General features: G+C 70.1%; 16 protein-coding genes. 7 read left to right on the top strand and 9 right to left on the bottom strand.

From position 1 onward, the window contains the following. Positions 1–33 precede the first annotated feature (33 nt). The 4 genes from AB0367_RS19855 to AB0367_RS19840 all read left to right on the top strand — a co-directional run bounded on the left by AB0367_RS19855 (position 34) and on the right by AB0367_RS19840 (position 3898). A complete protein-coding gene (locus AB0367_RS19855) occupies positions 34–1455 on the top strand; it encodes a GH1 family beta-glucosidase (RefSeq protein ID WP_366227817.1) in 1422 nt (473 codons plus the stop codon). Positions 1456–1475: 20 nt separating this feature from the next. Beyond that, positions 1476–2666 carry a DNA polymerase IV gene (gene dinB / locus AB0367_RS19850; RefSeq protein WP_366227816.1) on the top strand — a complete coding sequence of 397 codons (1191 nt, stop codon included), beginning with the start codon at positions 1476–1478 and terminating at the stop codon, positions 2664–2666. 49 nt (positions 2667–2715) lie between these two features. Continuing rightward, complete coding sequence (locus tag AB0367_RS19845) at positions 2716–2916, top strand: hypothetical protein (protein WP_366227815.1); 201 nt, start codon at positions 2716–2718, stop codon at positions 2914–2916. A gap of 235 nt (positions 2917–3151) precedes the next feature. Next, positions 3152–3898: a GNAT family N-acetyltransferase gene (locus tag AB0367_RS19840; RefSeq protein ID WP_366227814.1), complete on the top strand. Its 747-nt coding sequence runs from the start codon at positions 3152–3154 to the stop codon at positions 3896–3898. 67 nt (positions 3899–3965) lie between these two features. Here the strand turns inward: AB0367_RS19840 and AB0367_RS19835 are convergent, their stop codons facing one another. Further along, positions 3966–4658, bottom strand: a complete 693-nt coding sequence (locus AB0367_RS19835; RefSeq protein ID WP_366227813.1) for a TetR/AcrR family transcriptional regulator C-terminal domain-containing protein — start codon at positions 4656–4658, stop codon at positions 3966–3968. A gap of 71 nt (positions 4659–4729) precedes the next feature. On the opposite strand from AB0367_RS19835, the gene AB0367_RS19830 reads away from it, so the two are divergent. Further along, complete coding sequence (locus tag AB0367_RS19830) at positions 4730–5830, top strand: NAD(P)/FAD-dependent oxidoreductase (protein ID WP_366227812.1); 1101 nt, start codon at positions 4730–4732, stop codon at positions 5828–5830. Positions 5831–6080: 250 nt separating this feature from the next. Here the strand turns inward: AB0367_RS19830 and AB0367_RS19825 are convergent, their stop codons facing one another. After that, the gene (locus tag AB0367_RS19825; RefSeq protein ID WP_366227811.1) at positions 6081–7514 is read right to left on the bottom strand and encodes an ATP-binding protein; all 1434 of its coding nucleotides are present in this window, start codon (positions 7512–7514) and stop codon (positions 6081–6083) included. Continuing rightward, the gene (locus AB0367_RS19820; protein ID WP_366227810.1) at positions 7511–9172 is read right to left on the bottom strand and encodes an FAD-dependent oxidoreductase; all 1662 of its coding nucleotides are present in this window, start codon (positions 9170–9172) and stop codon (positions 7511–7513) included. The genes AB0367_RS19825 and AB0367_RS19820 overlap by 4 nt, the downstream gene beginning before the upstream one ends. Here AB0367_RS19820 and AB0367_RS19815 point away from each other — a divergent pair. After that, complete coding sequence (locus AB0367_RS19815) at positions 9171–9560, top strand: UBP-type zinc finger domain-containing protein (protein WP_366227973.1); 390 nt, start codon at positions 9171–9173, stop codon at positions 9558–9560. The two genes, AB0367_RS19820 and AB0367_RS19815, sit on opposite strands and share 2 nt — an antisense overlap. A gap of 7 nt (positions 9561–9567) precedes the next feature. Here the strand turns inward: AB0367_RS19815 and AB0367_RS19810 are convergent, their stop codons facing one another. From AB0367_RS19810 to AB0367_RS19790, 5 genes are all read right to left on the bottom strand, one after another. Next, complete coding sequence (locus AB0367_RS19810) at positions 9568–10443, bottom strand: NAD(+)/NADH kinase (protein ID WP_366227809.1); 876 nt, start codon at positions 10441–10443, stop codon at positions 9568–9570. A 10-nt stretch (positions 10444–10453) separates the two neighbouring features. Beyond that, positions 10454–11095, bottom strand: a complete 642-nt coding sequence (locus tag AB0367_RS19805) for a DUF1275 family protein (protein ID WP_366227808.1) — start codon at positions 11093–11095, stop codon at positions 10454–10456. 107 nt (positions 11096–11202) lie between these two features. Further along, a complete protein-coding gene (locus AB0367_RS19800; protein WP_366227807.1) occupies positions 11203–12516 on the bottom strand; it encodes an MFS transporter in 1314 nt (437 codons plus the stop codon). A gap of 412 nt (positions 12517–12928) precedes the next feature. Further along, positions 12929–13204, bottom strand: a complete 276-nt coding sequence (locus tag AB0367_RS19795; RefSeq protein WP_366227806.1) for a dihydrofolate reductase family protein — start codon at positions 13202–13204, stop codon at positions 12929–12931. A gap of 90 nt (positions 13205–13294) precedes the next feature. Continuing rightward, positions 13295–13756, bottom strand: coding sequence for a MarR family transcriptional regulator (locus AB0367_RS19790; protein WP_366227805.1), 462 nt, complete (start codon positions 13754–13756; stop codon positions 13295–13297). A 90-nt stretch (positions 13757–13846) separates the two neighbouring features. On the opposite strand from AB0367_RS19790, the gene AB0367_RS19785 reads away from it, so the two are divergent. Further along, on the top strand, positions 13847–14578 hold the full coding sequence (locus AB0367_RS19785) for an SDR family oxidoreductase (RefSeq protein WP_366227804.1): 732 nt from the start codon (positions 13847–13849) through the stop codon (positions 14576–14578). Between the two features lie 143 nt (positions 14579–14721). Here AB0367_RS19785 and ahcY read toward each other — a convergent pair whose 3' ends face one another. Next, positions 14722–16251 (bottom strand): adenosylhomocysteinase, encoded by a 1530-nt coding sequence (gene ahcY, locus AB0367_RS19780; protein WP_366227803.1) that lies wholly within the window; start codon positions 16249–16251, stop codon positions 14722–14724. Positions 16252–16257 lie beyond the last annotated feature (6 nt).

The raw sequence follows: 16257 nt of genomic DNA, 5'->3' as shown, positions 1-16257 counted from the left end.
TACACGATCCGGCTGACACCACCCAGGAGAACCATGGACACGACCGCGACGCCCCTCGATCGAGCCACTGATCGAGCGAACCCGATCGCCACGCTTCCACCCTCGTTCCGCTGGGGTGTGGCGACCTCGGCCTACCAGATCGAGGGCGCGGTCGACGAGGGCGGGCGGACGCGGTCCATCTGGGACACCTTCTGCGAGGTTCCCGACGCGATCGACAAGGGCGACACCGGCGAGATCGCGTGCGACCACTACCACCGCATGCCGCAGGACGTGGCCCTCATCCGCGACCTGGGTGTCGACCTGTACCGCTTCTCGGTGGCCTGGCCGCGCGTGCAACCGCGCGGCCAGGGCCCGGTCAACCCGGAGGGCATCGGCTTCTACGACCGGCTCACCGACGAACTGCTGGCGGGCGGCGTGGAGCCGTGGGTGACGTTGTACCACTGGGACCTGCCCCAGGAGCTCGAGGACGCCGGCGGCTGGCCCAACCGCGACACTGCCTACCGCTTCGCGGACTACAGCATGCTGGTCTTCGACGCGCTGCAGGACCGGATCAAGACCTGGACCACGCTCAACGAGCCGTGGTGCTCGGCCATGCTCGGCTACGCCTACGGCGCGCACGCCCCGGGCCGGCGCGACTTCGCGGCCAGCATGCGCGCCGTGCACCACCTGCTGCTCGGCCACGGCCTGGCCACCGAGCGGATGCGCGCGGCCAGCCAGGACACCGAAGGGCGAGCCAGGCACGAGTTCGGCATCACCTTGAACATGGGCGTGTCGACGCCGCAGACCGACTCCGCGGCCGACCGTGACGCGGCCCGCCGCGCCGACGCCCTCAGCACCCGCATCTACCTCGACCCGCTGGTGCACGGCCGCTACCCGGCCGACCTCGTCGACGACCTGGCCCGGCAGGGCATCACGCTGCCGGTCGAGGACGGCGACCTCGAGGTCATCAGCACCCCGCTGGAGGTGCTCGGCGTGAACTACTACTTCTCCGAGACCGTCTCCGGCGTCGACGAGGACGGCAACGACACCGACCCCGACGGCCTGCCGGTCACCCGGCCCATCCCGACCGGGCGGCCGATCACCGCGATGGGCTGGGAGATCGTCCCCGAGGGCTTCACCCAGCTGCTGGTGCGCCTGTACAACGACTACGGCCTGCCGATCTACGTCACCGAGAACGGGTCGGCCTTCGACGACGTGCCCGACGAGACCGGCTACGTCGACGACGAGGACCGGGTGGCGTACTTCGACTCGCACATCGGCGCCGTCGCCCTCGCACGCCAGCAGGGCGCCGACATCCGCGGCTACTTCGCCTGGTCGCTGATGGACAACTTCGAGTGGGCGTTCGGCTACGACAAGCGCTTCGGCATCGTCCGCGTCGACTACGACACGCAGGAGCGCACCCCGAAGCGGTCGGCGCACTGGTACCGCGACACGATTCGTTCCCTGCGCGGGTAACTTCATGCGAACATGTGTTCGTGTCGGGTGGCGCGAACATCCTGCACGCTGATCTCGACGCGTTCTACGCCTCGGTCGAGCAGCGTGACGACCCCCGCCTGCGTGGCCGCCCGGTCATCGTGGGCGGGGGCGTCGTGCTGGCCTGCAGCTACGAGGCGAAGCGCCGCGGCGTGCGCACCGCCATGGGCGGCCGGCAGGCCCGTGCTCTGTGCCCGGAGGCGGTCGTGGTGCCGCCGCGCATGTCGGCGTATGCGGCCGCCTCGAAGGCCGTCTTCGAGATCTTCCGCGACACCACCCCCATGGTCGAGGGCCTGTCGATCGACGAGGCTTTCCTGGACGTCGCCGGCCTGTACCGCATCGCCGGCGCCCCGCTGGGCATCGCCGAACGGCTGCGCGATCGGGTCCGCCGGGACGTCGGCCTGGCCATCACCGTGGGCGTGGCCCGCACCAAGTTCCTGGCCAAGGTGGCCAGCGGCGTGGCCAAGCCCGACGGCCTGCTGCTCGTGCCGCCCGCGGACGAGCTGGACTTCCTGCACCGCCTTCCCGTCGAGCGCCTGTGGGGCGTCGGCACCGTGACCGCGGCCAAGCTGCACGCCCACCGGGTGAGCACGGTCGGGCAGGTCGCCCGCCTCGGCGAGGCGGCACTGATCTCGATGCTGGGCGAGGGCCAGGGCCGCCACCTGCACGCGCTGGCACACAACCGGGACCCGCGCCCGGTCGTCGTGGGCCGCCGGCGGCGCTCGATCGGCGCGCAGCGCGCCCTGGGCCGGGGCCCGCACCCGCGGCCGTTGCAGGAGGCGGTCCTCGCCGAGCTCGTCGACCGGGTCTCGCGGCGGATGCGCGCGGCCGGCCGCACGGGCCGCACCGTCGTGCTACGGCTGCGCTTCGCCGACTTCAGCCGGGCGACGCGCTCGCACACCCTGGCGCGGCCGACGTCGCACACGCAGACCCTCCTGGACGCGGTGCGCCGCCTGCACGCCGCCGCAGCCTCGGACATCGCCAACCGGGGTCTGACCCTGGTCGGCGTCGCCGTGGCCAACCTGGAAGACGACGACTCGCCGCAGCTGGAGCTGCCGTTCGACGTGACGTCAGGCGCGGAGCTGGACACCGCGCTGGACCGGGTCCGGGACCGGTTCGGCTCGTCGGCGCTGACCCGGGCGTCCTTGCTGGGCCGCCGCCAGGGCCCGACGGTCCCGCTGCTGCCCGACTGATCGTTCCCGTTGTGTGTCAGGGCCGCCGTGCGGACCGGAGAATGGCCGGATGGACTTTCTGGAGCTTCAGCAGCGCCTCCGGGACCACGGGTTCGACCCCTTCCAGGCGTACGCGGGGCGCTATGGCGCGCTCCGCTCCAGCCGGAGGCCGGACCACGCAACCTCCATCTCCCACGGGGCGTGGAACCTCCTCTTCGCAGGCGATGGCACATACGTGGTCACCGTCCGCGAACTGCATCGACGCCTCTAATGCCTGCTTGGCGACCTGGGGCTGTCGCCCGAGGCATCGCGGGTTAGCCGGCATACCGGTTGCGTCGAAGCCGTCCGACTGATAGCTTCGCGCCGCGATCCGCGCATCAGGCGCGCGATCCCCGAGTGTTCGAAAGAGTGAAGCCTGTGCCCCCCGCGGTCCTTAGCGGCTCCTGCCGCTGACGTCTGCCCTCGCTTCGCCCTCTCTTGCGAGCCCTCGAAAGGGTCTTCTCACCATGGATCTGCGCATTCAGCGCGCCGTTTACGCCAACCTGTGCACCCGTCCGAACGCCGTCGAGTCCGGCCCGTTCGTGCTCGGGTTAGACCACGGGACCGACAGTCCGCACATCAACTACGCGACGCCGGCTCCCGGCGCCGAGATCACCGCGGCCGACGTCGCCGACCTGGTCACGGCCTTCGCCGGTCGGCCGCCGCGGCTGGAGTACGTCACCAGTTGCGCCCCGGGGCTCGAGAAGCTGCTGTTCGACGCCGGATTCGCCGTGGAGGCCCGCAACGAGTACCTCACCTGCACGCCGGCATCGCTCGTCGCGCAGCCTGTTCCGGTGGGCTTCGAGCTGTTCGTCCCGGAGACCGACGGTGAGATCGCCGGCGTGATCGGCGTCCAGAACGAGGCGTTCGGCTCGCCCGGTGACGCAGGCCCCGCGGACATCGACCGGCAGCGCCACGTCAGCCAGCGCGGCGGGGTGTTCGTGGCCGCCCGCACGACCGACGGCCGGTACGCCGGAGGTGGCGGCACGGTCGTGCCCAGCGACGGGATCTGCGAGATTGGCGGCATCGCGGTCGGCGTGGCCCACCGCGGCCGGGGCCTGGCCGGGGCGATCACCGCAGGGATCGCCGGGCGGCTGTTCGAAGCCGGTATCGAGGTGGCCTGGCTGGAGGCCGGTGGCGACGACTCGTGGCGGGTCTACGAGCGGGTCGGCTTCCGGCCGGCCGGGCAGCGCCTCTACATCGCCAAATACTGAGCAGCGGTCGTCCCTGCCGATGTCCCGGTGTCGGCGGGGACGACCGCTGCTCTATGACGAATGAGCGTCACGCCGGCGGTCGGATGAGTTTGGCGGCCACGGCGTCGAGGACCCAGTCCAGACCGGTCGCGAAGGATGCCTCGGCGTCCACGTCCGTTGCGTCGTGCACGGCCTTGGTCAGCGCCGGGAAGCGGCCCGTGGCCAATATTCTCGTCACGTGCGGGCCGGAGGCGCGCTGCCAGTCGCGCTTGGACAGGCCCGTGGCGCGCTCGGCCCGCAGATTTGCGATCTCGCGCCTGATCGCGCCGGTGACATAGGCGCCTACGGTCTCCACGGCGCGCATGACGGTGTCGATGTCGGCGAGGCCGTCGAGGGCGGCCAGCTTGGCCTCGGCCACGGCGAGGCCGTTCGGGCCGAGGGTCGGGCGGCCGCCGAGCAGGTCGGCCAGCCATTCGTGACGGAGAGCGGCCTGCCTGGTGCGGTGGGAGAGGACGCGCAGCGCCTCCCGCCAGTCACCAGGCTGCTTCTCGGGGAAGACCTCGGCGTGGACCTCGTCCACCATGAGGTCGAGCAGGTCGTCCTTGGTGGAGATGTATCCGTACAGCCGCATCGGGCCGGCGTCCAGCCGGGCGGCGACCTTGCGCAACGACACCGCCTCCAGCCCGCCCTCATCGGCCAGCGCGATGGCGGCGGCGATGATCCGCTCCCGGTCGAGCGGCGCCGGGGGTTTCGGCGGCTCCGGCCGGTCCCACACGGTCATGGTCACTCCCTGCTGTTGCAATGCATTGTAAGTGAGAAATACAGTGTCTTGCTATGAGACACCGTATCGCCGTGATCGGGGGCGGCCCTGCGGGCCTTACCTTCGCCCGTGTCCTGCACCGCCACGGCTACCCCGTTGCCGTCCTTGAACGCGATGCCGCGCCCGACGCCCGTCCCCCGGGCGGCACGCTGGACCTGCACGAGGGGCTGGGCCAGCGGGCACTGGACAAGGCGGGGCTGCTGGCGGAGTTCCAGGCGCTGTCTCGTCCCGAGGGGCAGGCCATGCGCATCCTGGACGCTGCCGGGACCGTTCTGCGGGACTGGAGACCCCGTCCGGATGAGCGGGCCAATCCGGAGATCGATCGCGGGCAACTGCGTGACCTGCTGCTCGGCGCTCTCCACGTGCAGTGGGGGCGGGAGGTGACGCAGGTGGTGCCGAGAACCGGGGATGGCGTACTGGTGCATTTCGCGGACGGGCGACAGGAGACGTTCGATCTGGTGGTGGGCGCGGACGGGGCCTGGTCCCGGGTCCGCCCGGCAGTCTCGCCGGTGACGCCGCAGTACACCGGCATCACTTCGGTCGAGACCTCCCTGGATGACGTCGACACCAGCCACCCTGACCTCGCCCGGTTGATCGGCGACGGTTCGGTGGCCGTGTACGGCGTGAACCGATCTCTGGTCGCCCAGCGCAACAGCGGCGGTCACGTCAAGGTGTACGCCAAGTTCCGCGCGCCGCTGGACTGGCACGCGGAGCTGGACCTGGCCGACGTCGAAGCCGCGCGATCGGGTCTTCTGGCTCTGTTCGACGGCTGGGCCGCTCCCGTCCTCGACCTGCTCGGCCACGGCACAGCTTTCGTCCACCGCCCCTTCTACGTCCTGCCCGCATCCCACACCTGGACCCACGTCCGCGGGGTGACGCTCCTGGGCGACGCCGCCCACCTGATGCCACCGCTGGGGGCGGGCGCGAACCTCGCGATGCTGGACGGTGCCGAGCTCGCGGAGTCCATCGCTGCCAACCCGGAAGATCTGGACAACGCCATCCGCACCTTCGAGGAGCGGATGTGGGCACGGGCCGGCAGGTGGGCGAAGATAACGACGGCTGGTCTGGAACGCCTCGTGAGCCCGGACCCCGCCGAAGCCCTCGCCCTCTTCGACCAAGTCCAGCCATCCTGAGCGCCGACGGTCCCGGCGAGCGGCTGACACGCTTGCCGGGATCCGGCCTGGCCCCCGATCGACCTTCAGTCACACGGCCCCCACATGGCGGGACCGCGACCCGACTGACCAGGCTAATCGTTCGCTGGAAACTACAGGGCGACCGTCTTGTCCTAGCATCCTAGGATGCCTTACAGGGTGTGCCTGACGGCACACTTCCTGAACAGAGTTCGGCGCTTCGCGCCGAACTGCACCTACAAGAGCAGCGCCGTCAGGGCGTTTCGTGGAGGGGGAGCAGCACGACGAAACGGGTGTCGCCGGGCTCGGACGTGACGCGGATGTCGCCGTGGTGCTTCTTCACGACGATGCGGTAGCTGATGTCCAGGCCGAGGCCGGTGCCCTCGCCGACGGGCTTGGTGGTGAAGAACGGCTCGAAGATGCGGGGCCGCACGTCGGGCGGGATGCCGGGGCCGGTGTCCGCGATCTCGACGGCGAGGCACCCGCCGGTCGGGTCGAGCGAGGTGGTGATGGTGAGGGTGCCGTTGCCGTGCATGGCGGACACGGCGTTGTCGATGAGGTTGGTCCAGACCTGGTTGAGTTCGGCGGCGTACGCCGGGATGTTCGGCAGGTCGCGGTCGTACTTGGTGATGACGCGGACGCCGCCCGGGATCTTGGCGTTGAGCATGATGAGGGTGGCGTCGAGCAGTTCGTGGACGTCGACGACCTGGAACGGGCCGCGGTCGAGTTGTGAGTACTGCTTGGCGGCGCCGACGAGGCCGGAGATGCGGGCGACGGCGTCGTCGATCTCGCCCATGAGCAGTTCGGTCTCGATGGTGTAGGAGAGCCAGCGGACGGCGGGTTCGAGGTCGAGGTCGCCGATGCAGTCGGCGATGTCCTGCAGCCAGGGGACGTCGACGCCGCCGGCGACGAGGGTGGGTGCGAGGTCCCAGGCTCCGGTGACGTTGTGTTCGTCGAGCCAGTCGCCGATGGCGTCCTCGGCGTCGCTGGTTTCCAGGGCGGAGCGTTTGGGGGCGTTGGTGGCCTTTTTGACGGCGGCTTCCTGGAGTTCGACGAGGCCGTGGAGTTTCTCGCCGTCGAGGCGGCCGTCGGCGATCATGGCGAGCTTGTGGCGCATGCCGGCGACCTTGTCGCGCAGGACGGCGGTGGCGCGTACGGCTGCGGCGGCGGGGTTGTTGAGCTCGTGGGTGAGGCCTGCGGACAGGGAGCCGAGGGCGAGGAGGCGTTCGCGTTCGGCGGTGGCGTTGTTGAAGCTGCGCATGCCGAAGAAGAGGCCTTCGAGCAGGTGTATGGCCATGGGGAACCATTGGCGGATGGTGGGGCCGAACTCGGCGGCGGGCAGTTCGTAGACCTCGGCGTCGGTGATGGCGTGCATGGTGTTGTTGTAGAGCTGGGGTACCTGGTCGCCGAGGTATGCCTGGGTGGCGCCGCCGTAGACGCCGATCTGGTCGGTGCGGGAGACCTCGACGTCGTCGCCGTGGATGTTGCGGCTGAGTGAGACGGTGCCGGAGAGCAGGACGACGAAGCAGGTGGCGGGTTCGCCTTCGACGTAGACGGGTTCGCCGGCGGGGTGGGTGACGGCCCAGCCGCGGGCGGCGAGCCAGCCGAGTTGGTCGTCGTCGAGTTGTTCGAAGAGGAAGAGGTTGCGTAGTTCGTCGGGGGCGAGGCGGCGTCCGGGGGTGGTCATTGTCCCTCCAGGAGGTACCGGTGGACGAGTGAGACGGCCATGGCGCCCTCGCCGACGGCGGAGGCGACGCGTTTGACGGAGTCGGCGCGTACGTCGCCGGCGGCGAAGACGCCGGGGACGCTGGATTCGAGGTGGTAGGGGTCGCGGTTGAGTAGCCAGCCGGGTGGTGGGTTGTCGCCGGTGAGGAGGTCGGGGCCGGTGAGGACGAAGCCTCGGGAGTCGCGTTGGACGGTGCCGTCGAGCCAGTCGGTGCGGGGTTCGGCGCCGATGAAGATGAAGAGCCATGAGGCGTCGACGGTGCGGGTGGGGCCGCCGTCGACGGGGCGTAGTTCGAGTTGTTCGAGGTGTTCGTCGCCGTGGGCGGCGGCGATTTCGGTGCAGGGGTGGATGGTGATGGCGGGGACGGTGGCGATCTGGTCGATGAGGTATTGGGACATGGAGGCGTTGAGGTTGGGGGCGCGGATGATGAGGTGGATGTTGCGGGCGTAGCGGGAGAAGAACATGGCGGCCTGGCCGGCGGAGTTGGCGCCGCCGACGATGTAGACGTCTTGGTCGGCGCAGCTGGGGGCTTCGGTGGCGGCGGAGCCGTAGTAGACGCCGCGGCCGTGGAGGTCGGCGAGGCCGGGTGCGGTGAGGCGGCGGTAGGAGACGCCGGTGGCGAGGATGACGGCGTGGGAGGCGATGGTGGTGCCGTCTTCGAAGTGCAGGATTCGGGTGTTGCCTTGGGCTTCGAGGCGGGTGGCGCGGCAGGCGGTGAGCAGTTCGGCGCCGAATTTGACGGCTTGGCGGCGGGCGCGGTCGGTGAGTTGGGCGCCGGAGACGCCGTCGGGGAAGCCGAGGTAGTTTTCGATGCGGCTGGATTGGCCGGCTTGGCCGCCGGTGGCGCGTTGTTCGAGCAGGACGGTGCGGAGGCCTTCGGAGGCGCCGTAGACGGCGGCGCCGAGGCCGGCGGGGCCGCCGCCGACGACGACGAGGTCGTAGAAGTCGGTGGTGGGGGTGGTGGTGAGGCCGACGTGGGTGGCGAGTTCGGTTTCGGTGGGGTTGACGAGGGTTTTGCCTTCGGTGGTGATGACGAGGGGTAGTTCGTTGGGGGTGAGGCTGGCGGCGGTGAGGAGGCGTTGGCCTTCGGCGTCGTCGGTGGTGTACCAGCGGTAGGAGACCATGTTGCGGGCGAGGAAGTCGCGGACTGCGAATGATGGTGCGGACCAGCGGTGTCCGACGATCTTGACGTCGGCGGTAGGGCGGTCGGGGGCGGCTTTCCAGGCCTCGAGCATGGCGTCGATGACGGGGTAGAGCTTCTCCTCTGGTGGGTGCCAGGGTTTGAGGAGGTAGTGGTCGAGGTCGACGATGTTGATGGCCTGGATGGCGGCGTCGGTGTCGGCGTATGCGGTGAGCAGGACGCGGCGGGCGCGGGGGAAGAGGTCCATGGCGGCCTCGAGGAATTGCAGGCCGTTGACGCCGGGCATGCGGTAGTCGGCGAGGAGGACGGCGACCTGTTCACCGCGGAGTTTGAGTTCCTTGAGGGTGTCGAGGGCTTCTTGGCCGGAGTCGGCGCGGATGATGCGGTAGTCCTCGCCGTATTGTCTGCGCAGGTCGCGGGAGACGGCGCGGGAGACGGCGGGGTCGTCGTCGACGGTCAAGATCGCTGGCTTGGCCATGCGGTCAATCCAACCACGGGTTTTGCCGTGCGACGAACGTCTTGTGTGGTCTGGGAGGCGGGCCGCGGGAGGGGCTGGTGCGGGCTACGGTGGTGGCGTGAGCAATGGTTGTGACCATCTGGAAATGATCAATGAGGTTGCGCCGTCGGCGGATGGTTGTGAGGACTGTCTGGCGGTGGGTGGCCGGTGGGTGCATCTGCGGTTGTGTCTGACGTGTGGGCATGTGGGGTGTTGCGACTCGTCGCCAGCGAAGCATGCGACGGCGCATTTCCATGGTGCGGGGCATCCGTTGGTGCAGTCGTTCGAGCCGGGTGAGGACTGGGTGTGGTGTTACGCCGATGAGGCGTTGCTGCGGGTGTCTGGTCTGCCGGAGCGCGCCCACGGTTAGTGGTGTGTCAGGTGAGTGGCAGTTCGACTTCGAGGCTGCCGTTGACCTGGAGTTTTCTGCGGGCTCGTTCGTAGAAGGTGGTGTAGCCGAGGCGCACCACCTTTGCGGCGGCGGGGGCGGCGGAGACGGTGAGGGTGTCGCCGGGGTTGAGTTCGCCGAGGACTTGGCCGTCGACTTCGACGACGAGGCGGCCGCTGGAGGGCAGCAGTTCGAGGTCGAGGTCGTCGTTGGGTGACAGGACGAGGGCGCGGTTGAAGGCGGAGTGGGCGGCGGCGGGGACGACGAGGATGCCTTCGACGGTGGGGGAGACGATGGGGCCGCCGGCGGAGAAGCTGTAGGCGGTGGAGCCGGTGGACGTGGCGACGATGAGGGCGTCGGCTGCGTACCGGACGAATGGGTAGCCCTGCATGGAGATGGCGACGGCGGCGAGGCCGTGGCCGGGGGTGCGGACGAGGGCGATGTCGTTGAAGGCGGTGACGCTGGTGCCGTCGGGCAGTTGGGTGCGCACGGCCATGCGGGGTTCGACGGTGTAGCGGTTGGCGTCGATGGCGGTGAGGGCTTGGGGGAGTTCTTCGACGCTGATTTCGGCGAGGAATCCGAGGCGGCCGAGGTTGACGCCGAGGACGGGGGTGGGTTTGCCGGACAGCAGGCGCATGCTGCGCAGCATGGTGCCGTCGCCGCCGAGGCTGACGACGAGGGAGGCGCGGCCGACGAGCTCGTCGGCGTTGACGGCGACGGCGCTGCAGTCGATGCGGTCGACCTCGTCGGGCAGGCCGAGGACGGTGGCTTCGTGTGTCCTGGCCCAGTCGATGATGGCGTCGATGGCCGGTTTGGAGTCGCGGCGCGGGTGCAGGACCAGCCCGACGGTGTGCACCATCCCCATTGGCGCAAGTCTACGGGGTGTATGCGGCCTGGCGTTGGGGGGCGGGTGCCGGTGGGTGTGGGGGTCGTGGGGCTGCGGCGTGCAGGACGCAGGCGGCGGCGATGAGGGCGACGGCTGGTAGCGCGCCGAGCCATGGCGCGGTGTCGAGCAGGAGGGCAGCGCTGGCGGCGCCGATCGGCATCGCGATGAGCGGGGGTCCGTCGGTGGCGAGGCGGGCGCGGCCTTTGGCGACGCGGCTGAGGGTGCCGGTGAGGTGGGTGGTGTCGGCGTCGCGTTGGGCGGCGGCCTGCAGGCCGGTGGCGAGGGTGGCGAGGGCGAGGAGCGGGAGTTGGGCGAGGCCGTGGGGGTCGTGGTGGGCGAAGGCCCAGCCGCCGCAGAGGGTGCACATGGCGGCGAGCGCGGCGACGAGGCAGCGGGCGGGTGGCATGCGGCGGGCGAGGGTGACGGTGGTGGTGTAGACGGCGACGGCGAGGGCGGCGTGGGTGGTGGGTCCGGTGATGTCGGTGATGTGGTGGGGGTCGGTGGTGGCGGCGACACCGATGAGGACGAGGTTGCCGGTGACGACGCTGGCGAAGATGCCGCCGAGGTACAGCAGGGCGAGGCCGTCGACGTAGCCCGCGGCGAGGGCGAGGATCCATCCGGTGCGGCGCACGCTGGTCCTTTCCCCGTGGGTGGCGGCTCATCCTCACCTACCCCGGATGAGGATGGCGGTCTGCGGGCAGGTTCGGTGCGAGCTTGCCGTTGCGTTCTGGTCCAGGCTCAGGCGCTGCGGCTGGCCGGTTTGCTGACGTCACCGATCCGCCCGAGCGCGTCGACGGCGAGTGTGGCTACCGCACCCAGCACCGCGACCAGCACCGCGGCGCGTGGTGAGCCGTGCTCGACGACGGCTCCGGCGGCGGCGGTGCCCAGTGCGGTGCCGGCCATCGTCGCCGTGCTCGTCCACATCCGGGCCTCGGTCGCGGTCCCGGCGGGCGCGGCGCGCTCCGTCACCTCGTACGCGACCGCGTTCAGCGGGGCCAGCGGTGCACCCGCCGCCGCGAACAACACGGCCAGCCACCACAATCCGACCGGCAGTAACAGCGGTGCCAGCGCGACGCACATGACCGTCGCGAGCACCGTCGGTCGCAGCCTCAGCGCCCCGCTGCCGATCAGGCTTCCGATGGCGAACCCGCCGAGCAGCACCCCGGCGAACCCGGCCCGCCCCTGCCCAGCGGCGAACCCGGCCGCCGCGACCTGTACGGCCCCGATCGTCACCCCGAGCGCGGTGCGCGACACGACCAGCGTCCGGATGGCGCCGGAGCGCAGCGCCCCGAGCACATCCCGCGACCCGGCCGCCCGTGCCTGCGCCGCTGCCCGTGTCCCCGCCCGTGCCGTGCCTCGCGGCGCGGTGTCCGATGCGGTTCCCGGCAGCGCTGTCACCGGCGACGCCGCTGCCGGTGGCGCCGCTGCTGGCTGGGGCGTCGCGGTTGGTGACGGCGGCGCGGCCGGGCGGTGTTGCGCGGCGGTGCGGGCGGGCGGTAGCAGCGCGAACACGGTCGTGGCCGCCCCGGCGATGAGGGCGGTGAGCACCAGGCCGAGTGCTGGTCGGCCGAGGGCCGCGACGAGACCGGCGATCAGGGGTCCGGCGATGAAGCCGATTTCCAGCAGTGCGCTTTCGAAGCGGTACGACGCGCGACGGTCCCGTTCGTCGTCCAGGATCGCGACCCAGATCCCGCGCATCCAGGCGGCTACCGGTGGCCGGGCCGCGCCGGCCAGCACCGCGACGGCGGTGACCATGCCGAGCGGGGCGTGCGGCAGGCCGGCGATCGCCAGCAGTGCTCCGGCGTGGATGGTGGCCGTGCCGAGCAGTACCCGGGTGGCGCCGAGCCGGTCGACGAGCCGCCCGGTGAGGGGTGCGCCGCATGCGGTACCGACGGCGAAGCACCCCGCGACGAGGCCCGCCGCCGCGAACGAGCCCCGGGTCGCCTCGGCGAACAACACCAGGGCGAGGGCCACGGCCCCACCGGCGAGGCGGACGAGCAGGTTCGTCGCCGCCAGGCCGGCCGCGTACGGCTTGCGCAGGATGTTGAACACCCGGGAGTTGTACGCCCAGCCGCCGGGCGCCCACCACCGCTTTTCGCCACTCGGCGGTCCCGGGCCTGGGCGCCGGCATTTCGATGCCATCTGCCGGGTGGCAACGCCACCCCGGCCGGCGGGACGATGGTTGCCGGTGTTTTTCTGGGTGGGCGGCGCCAGCGGTCTCCGGACCCGACGGGCTGGCAGTGGGTCCTTTGCAGCGCTGGTGTCTTCCGGTGCCGGCCGGCACCGGAAGGCCGTGGCTGGCCGTTGGCTGGCGGCCCGGATCCGCTTCGGTCTCGTTCACGCTCCGCGACAGCCGGGATCCGTTCGGTCAAAGTCCAGGCGGGTCGCGTGAACCCCCGGGCCGGCCGCGTTTCGCGTGGTGATCGCGGCTCACGCCATTACTGGCCGAATTACGGAATTATGGTTAACGGGATTGTGGCTGTTTGATAATCCGCATCCAGGCGTTGATCGCCTTGGGTGTGCGGCTCACGTACAACTGTTCCATACGCACCTCGGCGCCGCCGGGGTGGTCGAACAGGCGGGTGCCGTCGCCGAGCAGGACCGGGGCGATCATGGCCAGGACCTCGTCGAGTTCGCCGGCATCGAGGCATTGGCGGGCGATGTCGGCGCCGAGGACGTTGACGTAGCGGTCGCCGGCGGCGGCCCTCGCCTCGCGCAGGGCTGTCGGGACGTCGGGCACGAACGTGATGCCGTTCGCGTTGGGGCGGGGACGGTGCGTGACGATTAACCGGCCAGGACGCGGCGCGTTCTCGGCTGCGTGGCCGGCGCGTCACTCGTCGGTCAAGGCGGCTTCCCCGACGAGACGGCGTAGCCGGTCGTTGGCCTGTTCAAGTGCGTTGATCGTGATCTCGCGTTGCTGCGCGGTCATGTCGCCCATTGCCTGTTCGGCGAGTTCTGCCCACGCGCGTTCGATGCTGGGGACCAGCTTGTGGCCGGTGTCTGTGACCACGATGCGTACCTGGCGGCGATCCGTGGCGACCGGTTCGCGTCGGAACCACCCGCCACTCTCCAGCCGGGCCAGGCTGCGAGTCGCGGTCGGTGGCTCGACTCCCAGCCGTTCCGCCAATGCCGAGACCGTCATACCCTCGCGTTCTTGGGCGAGGTGCCACAGCAGGACGTCCTGCCCAGGGTGCAGCCCGAGTGCTGCGAGCTTGCGCGACTTCGCGGCACGGTAGAGCATGCTCATCTTGTTCAGCGCACGGTTGACGCGCAGCACCTCGCTCGCTTCCACGCACCGCATCCTATCTTCTGTATAGTCGGCTAATAGCTAGCCGGCTAATCATGGGGGAGCATGATGGACCTTGGACTTGACGGTCGAGTGGTGCTGGTCACCGGCGCATCCGGTGACATCGGTGGCGCCATCACCAGGGCATTCGCTCAGGAAGGTGCGCTGGTTGCGGCGGGCTGGCACCGCGACGAGGGGCGGGCACACGCCGTGATCGACTCGATAACCCAACAAGGCGGGAAGGGGATGACGGTCCGGATCGACCAGCGCGACCGCGAGTCGCCAACGGCGGCGATCCGCCAGGTCGAACGCGAACTCGGCAACGTCGCGGTCCTGGTCGCGAATGCTGTTGCCTGGCCGAGCAGGACGTCCGAGACATGGGACACGCTGGCCGACGCCCTCGCGGCGAACACAATCGGGACGCTGGCTGTGATCGACGCGGTCCTTCCCGGCATGAGGAACGCCGGCTGGGGACGGCTGGTGCTGATCTCGTCAGACGTCGTCGATCAGCCGATACCCGCAGCCGTCGCCTACCCCGCTGCCAAGGGCGCGCTCGAGACGGCCGCGAAGGTGCTGGCCGCCCGGGAAGCTCAGCACGGCATTCTCACCAACGTCGTGAGGCCCGGCTTCACCCTGACGGAGCGGGCGCTGACCACGCCCGGGTTGGGACAAAAGGTCGTCGATGCCGAGGCCGCGAAGACGCCGACGCGTTGCATATGCACGCCGCAGGACGTTGCTTCCGCAGTGGCCTATCTCGGCTCGGCCGCGAACGGGCACGTCAACGGCGAAGTCCTCTCCGTGGCGGGCGGACGGCACCTGACACGTTAGACAACGTAATCCCTGACCAGCAGTCATGACGCGCGATGCCGAAGGCGCGGCGATCGAGGCCTTCGGCGTCGGGACGCGGTGGCGACGCCGCACATGAGCACGCCCCCGGGCCGCGGCCCGGGGGCGTGATTACGTGGTGGCGGTCAGTAGCGGTAGTGCTCCGGCTTGTACGGGCCGGCGACGTCGACGCCGATGTACTCGGCCTGCTCCTTCGTCAGCTCCGTCAGGCGTACACCCAATGCCTCGAGATGCAGGGTGGCGACCTTCTCGTCGAGGTGCTTCGGCAGCCGGTACACCTGCCTGGTGTACGACTCGGGCTTCGTGAACAGCTCGATCTGGGCGATCGTCTGGTTGGTGAAGGAGTTGGACATGACGAAGCTCGGGTGGCCGGTGGCGTTGCCGAGGTTGAGCAGACGGCCCTCGGACAGGACGATGATCGACCGACCGTCGGGGAACGTCCATTCGTGGACCTGCGGCTTGACCTCGGACTTCGTCACGCCGGGCAGTTTGGCCAGGCCGGCCATGTCGATCTCGTTGTCGAAGTGGCCGACATTGCCGACGATCGCGTTGTGCTTCATCTGGGCCAGCTGAGCGGCGCTGATGATGTCCTTGTTGCCAGTCGTGGTGATGAAGACGTCACCGGTGGTGATGACGTCGTCGAGGCGTACGACGGGCAGGCCGTGCATCGCGGCCTGCAGCGCGCAGATCGGGTCGATCTCGGTGACGACGACGCGGGCGCCCATGCCGCGCAGCGCCTCCGCGGCGCCCTTGCCGACGTCGCCGTAGCCGCACACGACGGCGAGCTTCCCGGCGAGCATGACGTCGGTGGCCCGGTTCAGGCCGTCGAGCAGCGAGTGCCGGATGCCGTACGTGTTGTCGAACTTCGACTTCGTCACGGAGTCGTTGACGTTGATCGCCGGGAACAGCAGTTCGCCGGCGTCGGCGAGCTTGTAGAGCCGCTTCACGCCGTTGGTGGTCTCCTCGGTGACGCCCTGCACGCCGGCGGCGATGCGGGTGAAGCGCTGCGGGTCCCGGGCCAGGCTCGCGGCGAGGGTCTCCAGGATGATGCGGTACTCCGTGTCGTCGTCCGCGCCGGCCTGCGGCACCGTGCCGCGGGCCTCGAACTCGACGCCCTTGTGCACGAGGAGGGTCGCGTCGCCGCCGTCGTCGACGATCATGTTCGGGCCGAGGATCTCGCCGTTGTCGCCGGGGAACTGGAACAGCTGGTCGGTGCACCACCAGTACTCCTGCAGCGTCTCACCCTTCCAGGCGAACACCGGGGTGCCGGCGGGCTGTTCGACGGTGCCGTGCGGGCCGACGACGACCGCGGCCGCGGCCTCGTCCTGTGTGGAGAAGATGTTGCACGACACCCATCGCACCTGGGCGCCGAGCGCGACGAGGGTCTCGATGAGCACGGCGGTCTGCACCGTCATGTGCAGGCTCCCGGCGATACGGGCGCCGCGCAGCGGCTGGGTTGCGGCGTACTCACGGCGGGTGGCCATCAAGCCCGGCATCTCGTGCTCGGCGAGGCGGATCTGGGTGCGGCCGGCCGCGGCGAGGGACAGGTCTGCGACGGCGAACTCAACGCCGCCCAGTCGCTGCAGATACGGGTGGCCGTCCACGATGTGCGCTGGAGCAGTCGTGGTGGGGTCGTTGGACCGGTTTTCGGACATACCTGA

This window comes from Dactylosporangium sp. NPDC051484, from assembly GCF_040689395.1.
Lineage (GTDB): Bacteria > Actinomycetota > Actinomycetes > Mycobacteriales > Micromonosporaceae > Dactylosporangium.
The sequence above is the reverse complement of the archived record's forward strand: the minus strand, read 5'-3'. Positions and strand labels throughout refer to the sequence as shown.

What these genes read in the sequence shown, in the direction of transcription:
- AB0367_RS19810 (WP_366227809.1), bottom strand. Translation starts at nt 10,443, where the DNA reads ATGGGGATGGTGCACACCGTCGGGCTGGTCCTGCACCCGCGCCGCGAC.
- AB0367_RS19820 (WP_366227810.1), bottom strand. Translation starts at nt 9,172, where the DNA reads ATGGCCAAGCCAGCGATCTTGACCGTCGACGACGACCCCGCCGTCTCC.
- AB0367_RS19855 (WP_366227817.1), top strand. Translation starts at nt 34, where the DNA reads ATGGACACGACCGCGACGCCCCTCGATCGAGCCACTGATCGAGCGAAC.
- AB0367_RS19845 (WP_366227815.1), top strand. Translation starts at nt 2,716, where the DNA reads ATGGACTTTCTGGAGCTTCAGCAGCGCCTCCGGGACCACGGGTTCGAC.
- AB0367_RS19815 (WP_366227973.1), top strand. Translation starts at nt 9,171, where the DNA reads ATGCGGTCAATCCAACCACGGGTTTTGCCGTGCGACGAACGTCTTGTG.
- AB0367_RS19825 (WP_366227811.1), bottom strand. Translation starts at nt 7,514, where the DNA reads ATGACCACCCCCGGACGCCGCCTCGCCCCCGACGAACTACGCAACCTC.
- AB0367_RS19835 (WP_366227813.1), bottom strand. Translation starts at nt 4,658, where the DNA reads ATGACCGTGTGGGACCGGCCGGAGCCGCCGAAACCCCCGGCGCCGCTC.
- AB0367_RS19840 (WP_366227814.1), top strand. Translation starts at nt 3,152, where the DNA reads ATGGATCTGCGCATTCAGCGCGCCGTTTACGCCAACCTGTGCACCCGT.
- ahcY (WP_366227803.1), bottom strand. Translation starts at nt 16,251, where the DNA reads ATGTCCGAAAACCGGTCCAACGACCCCACCACGACTGCTCCAGCGCAC.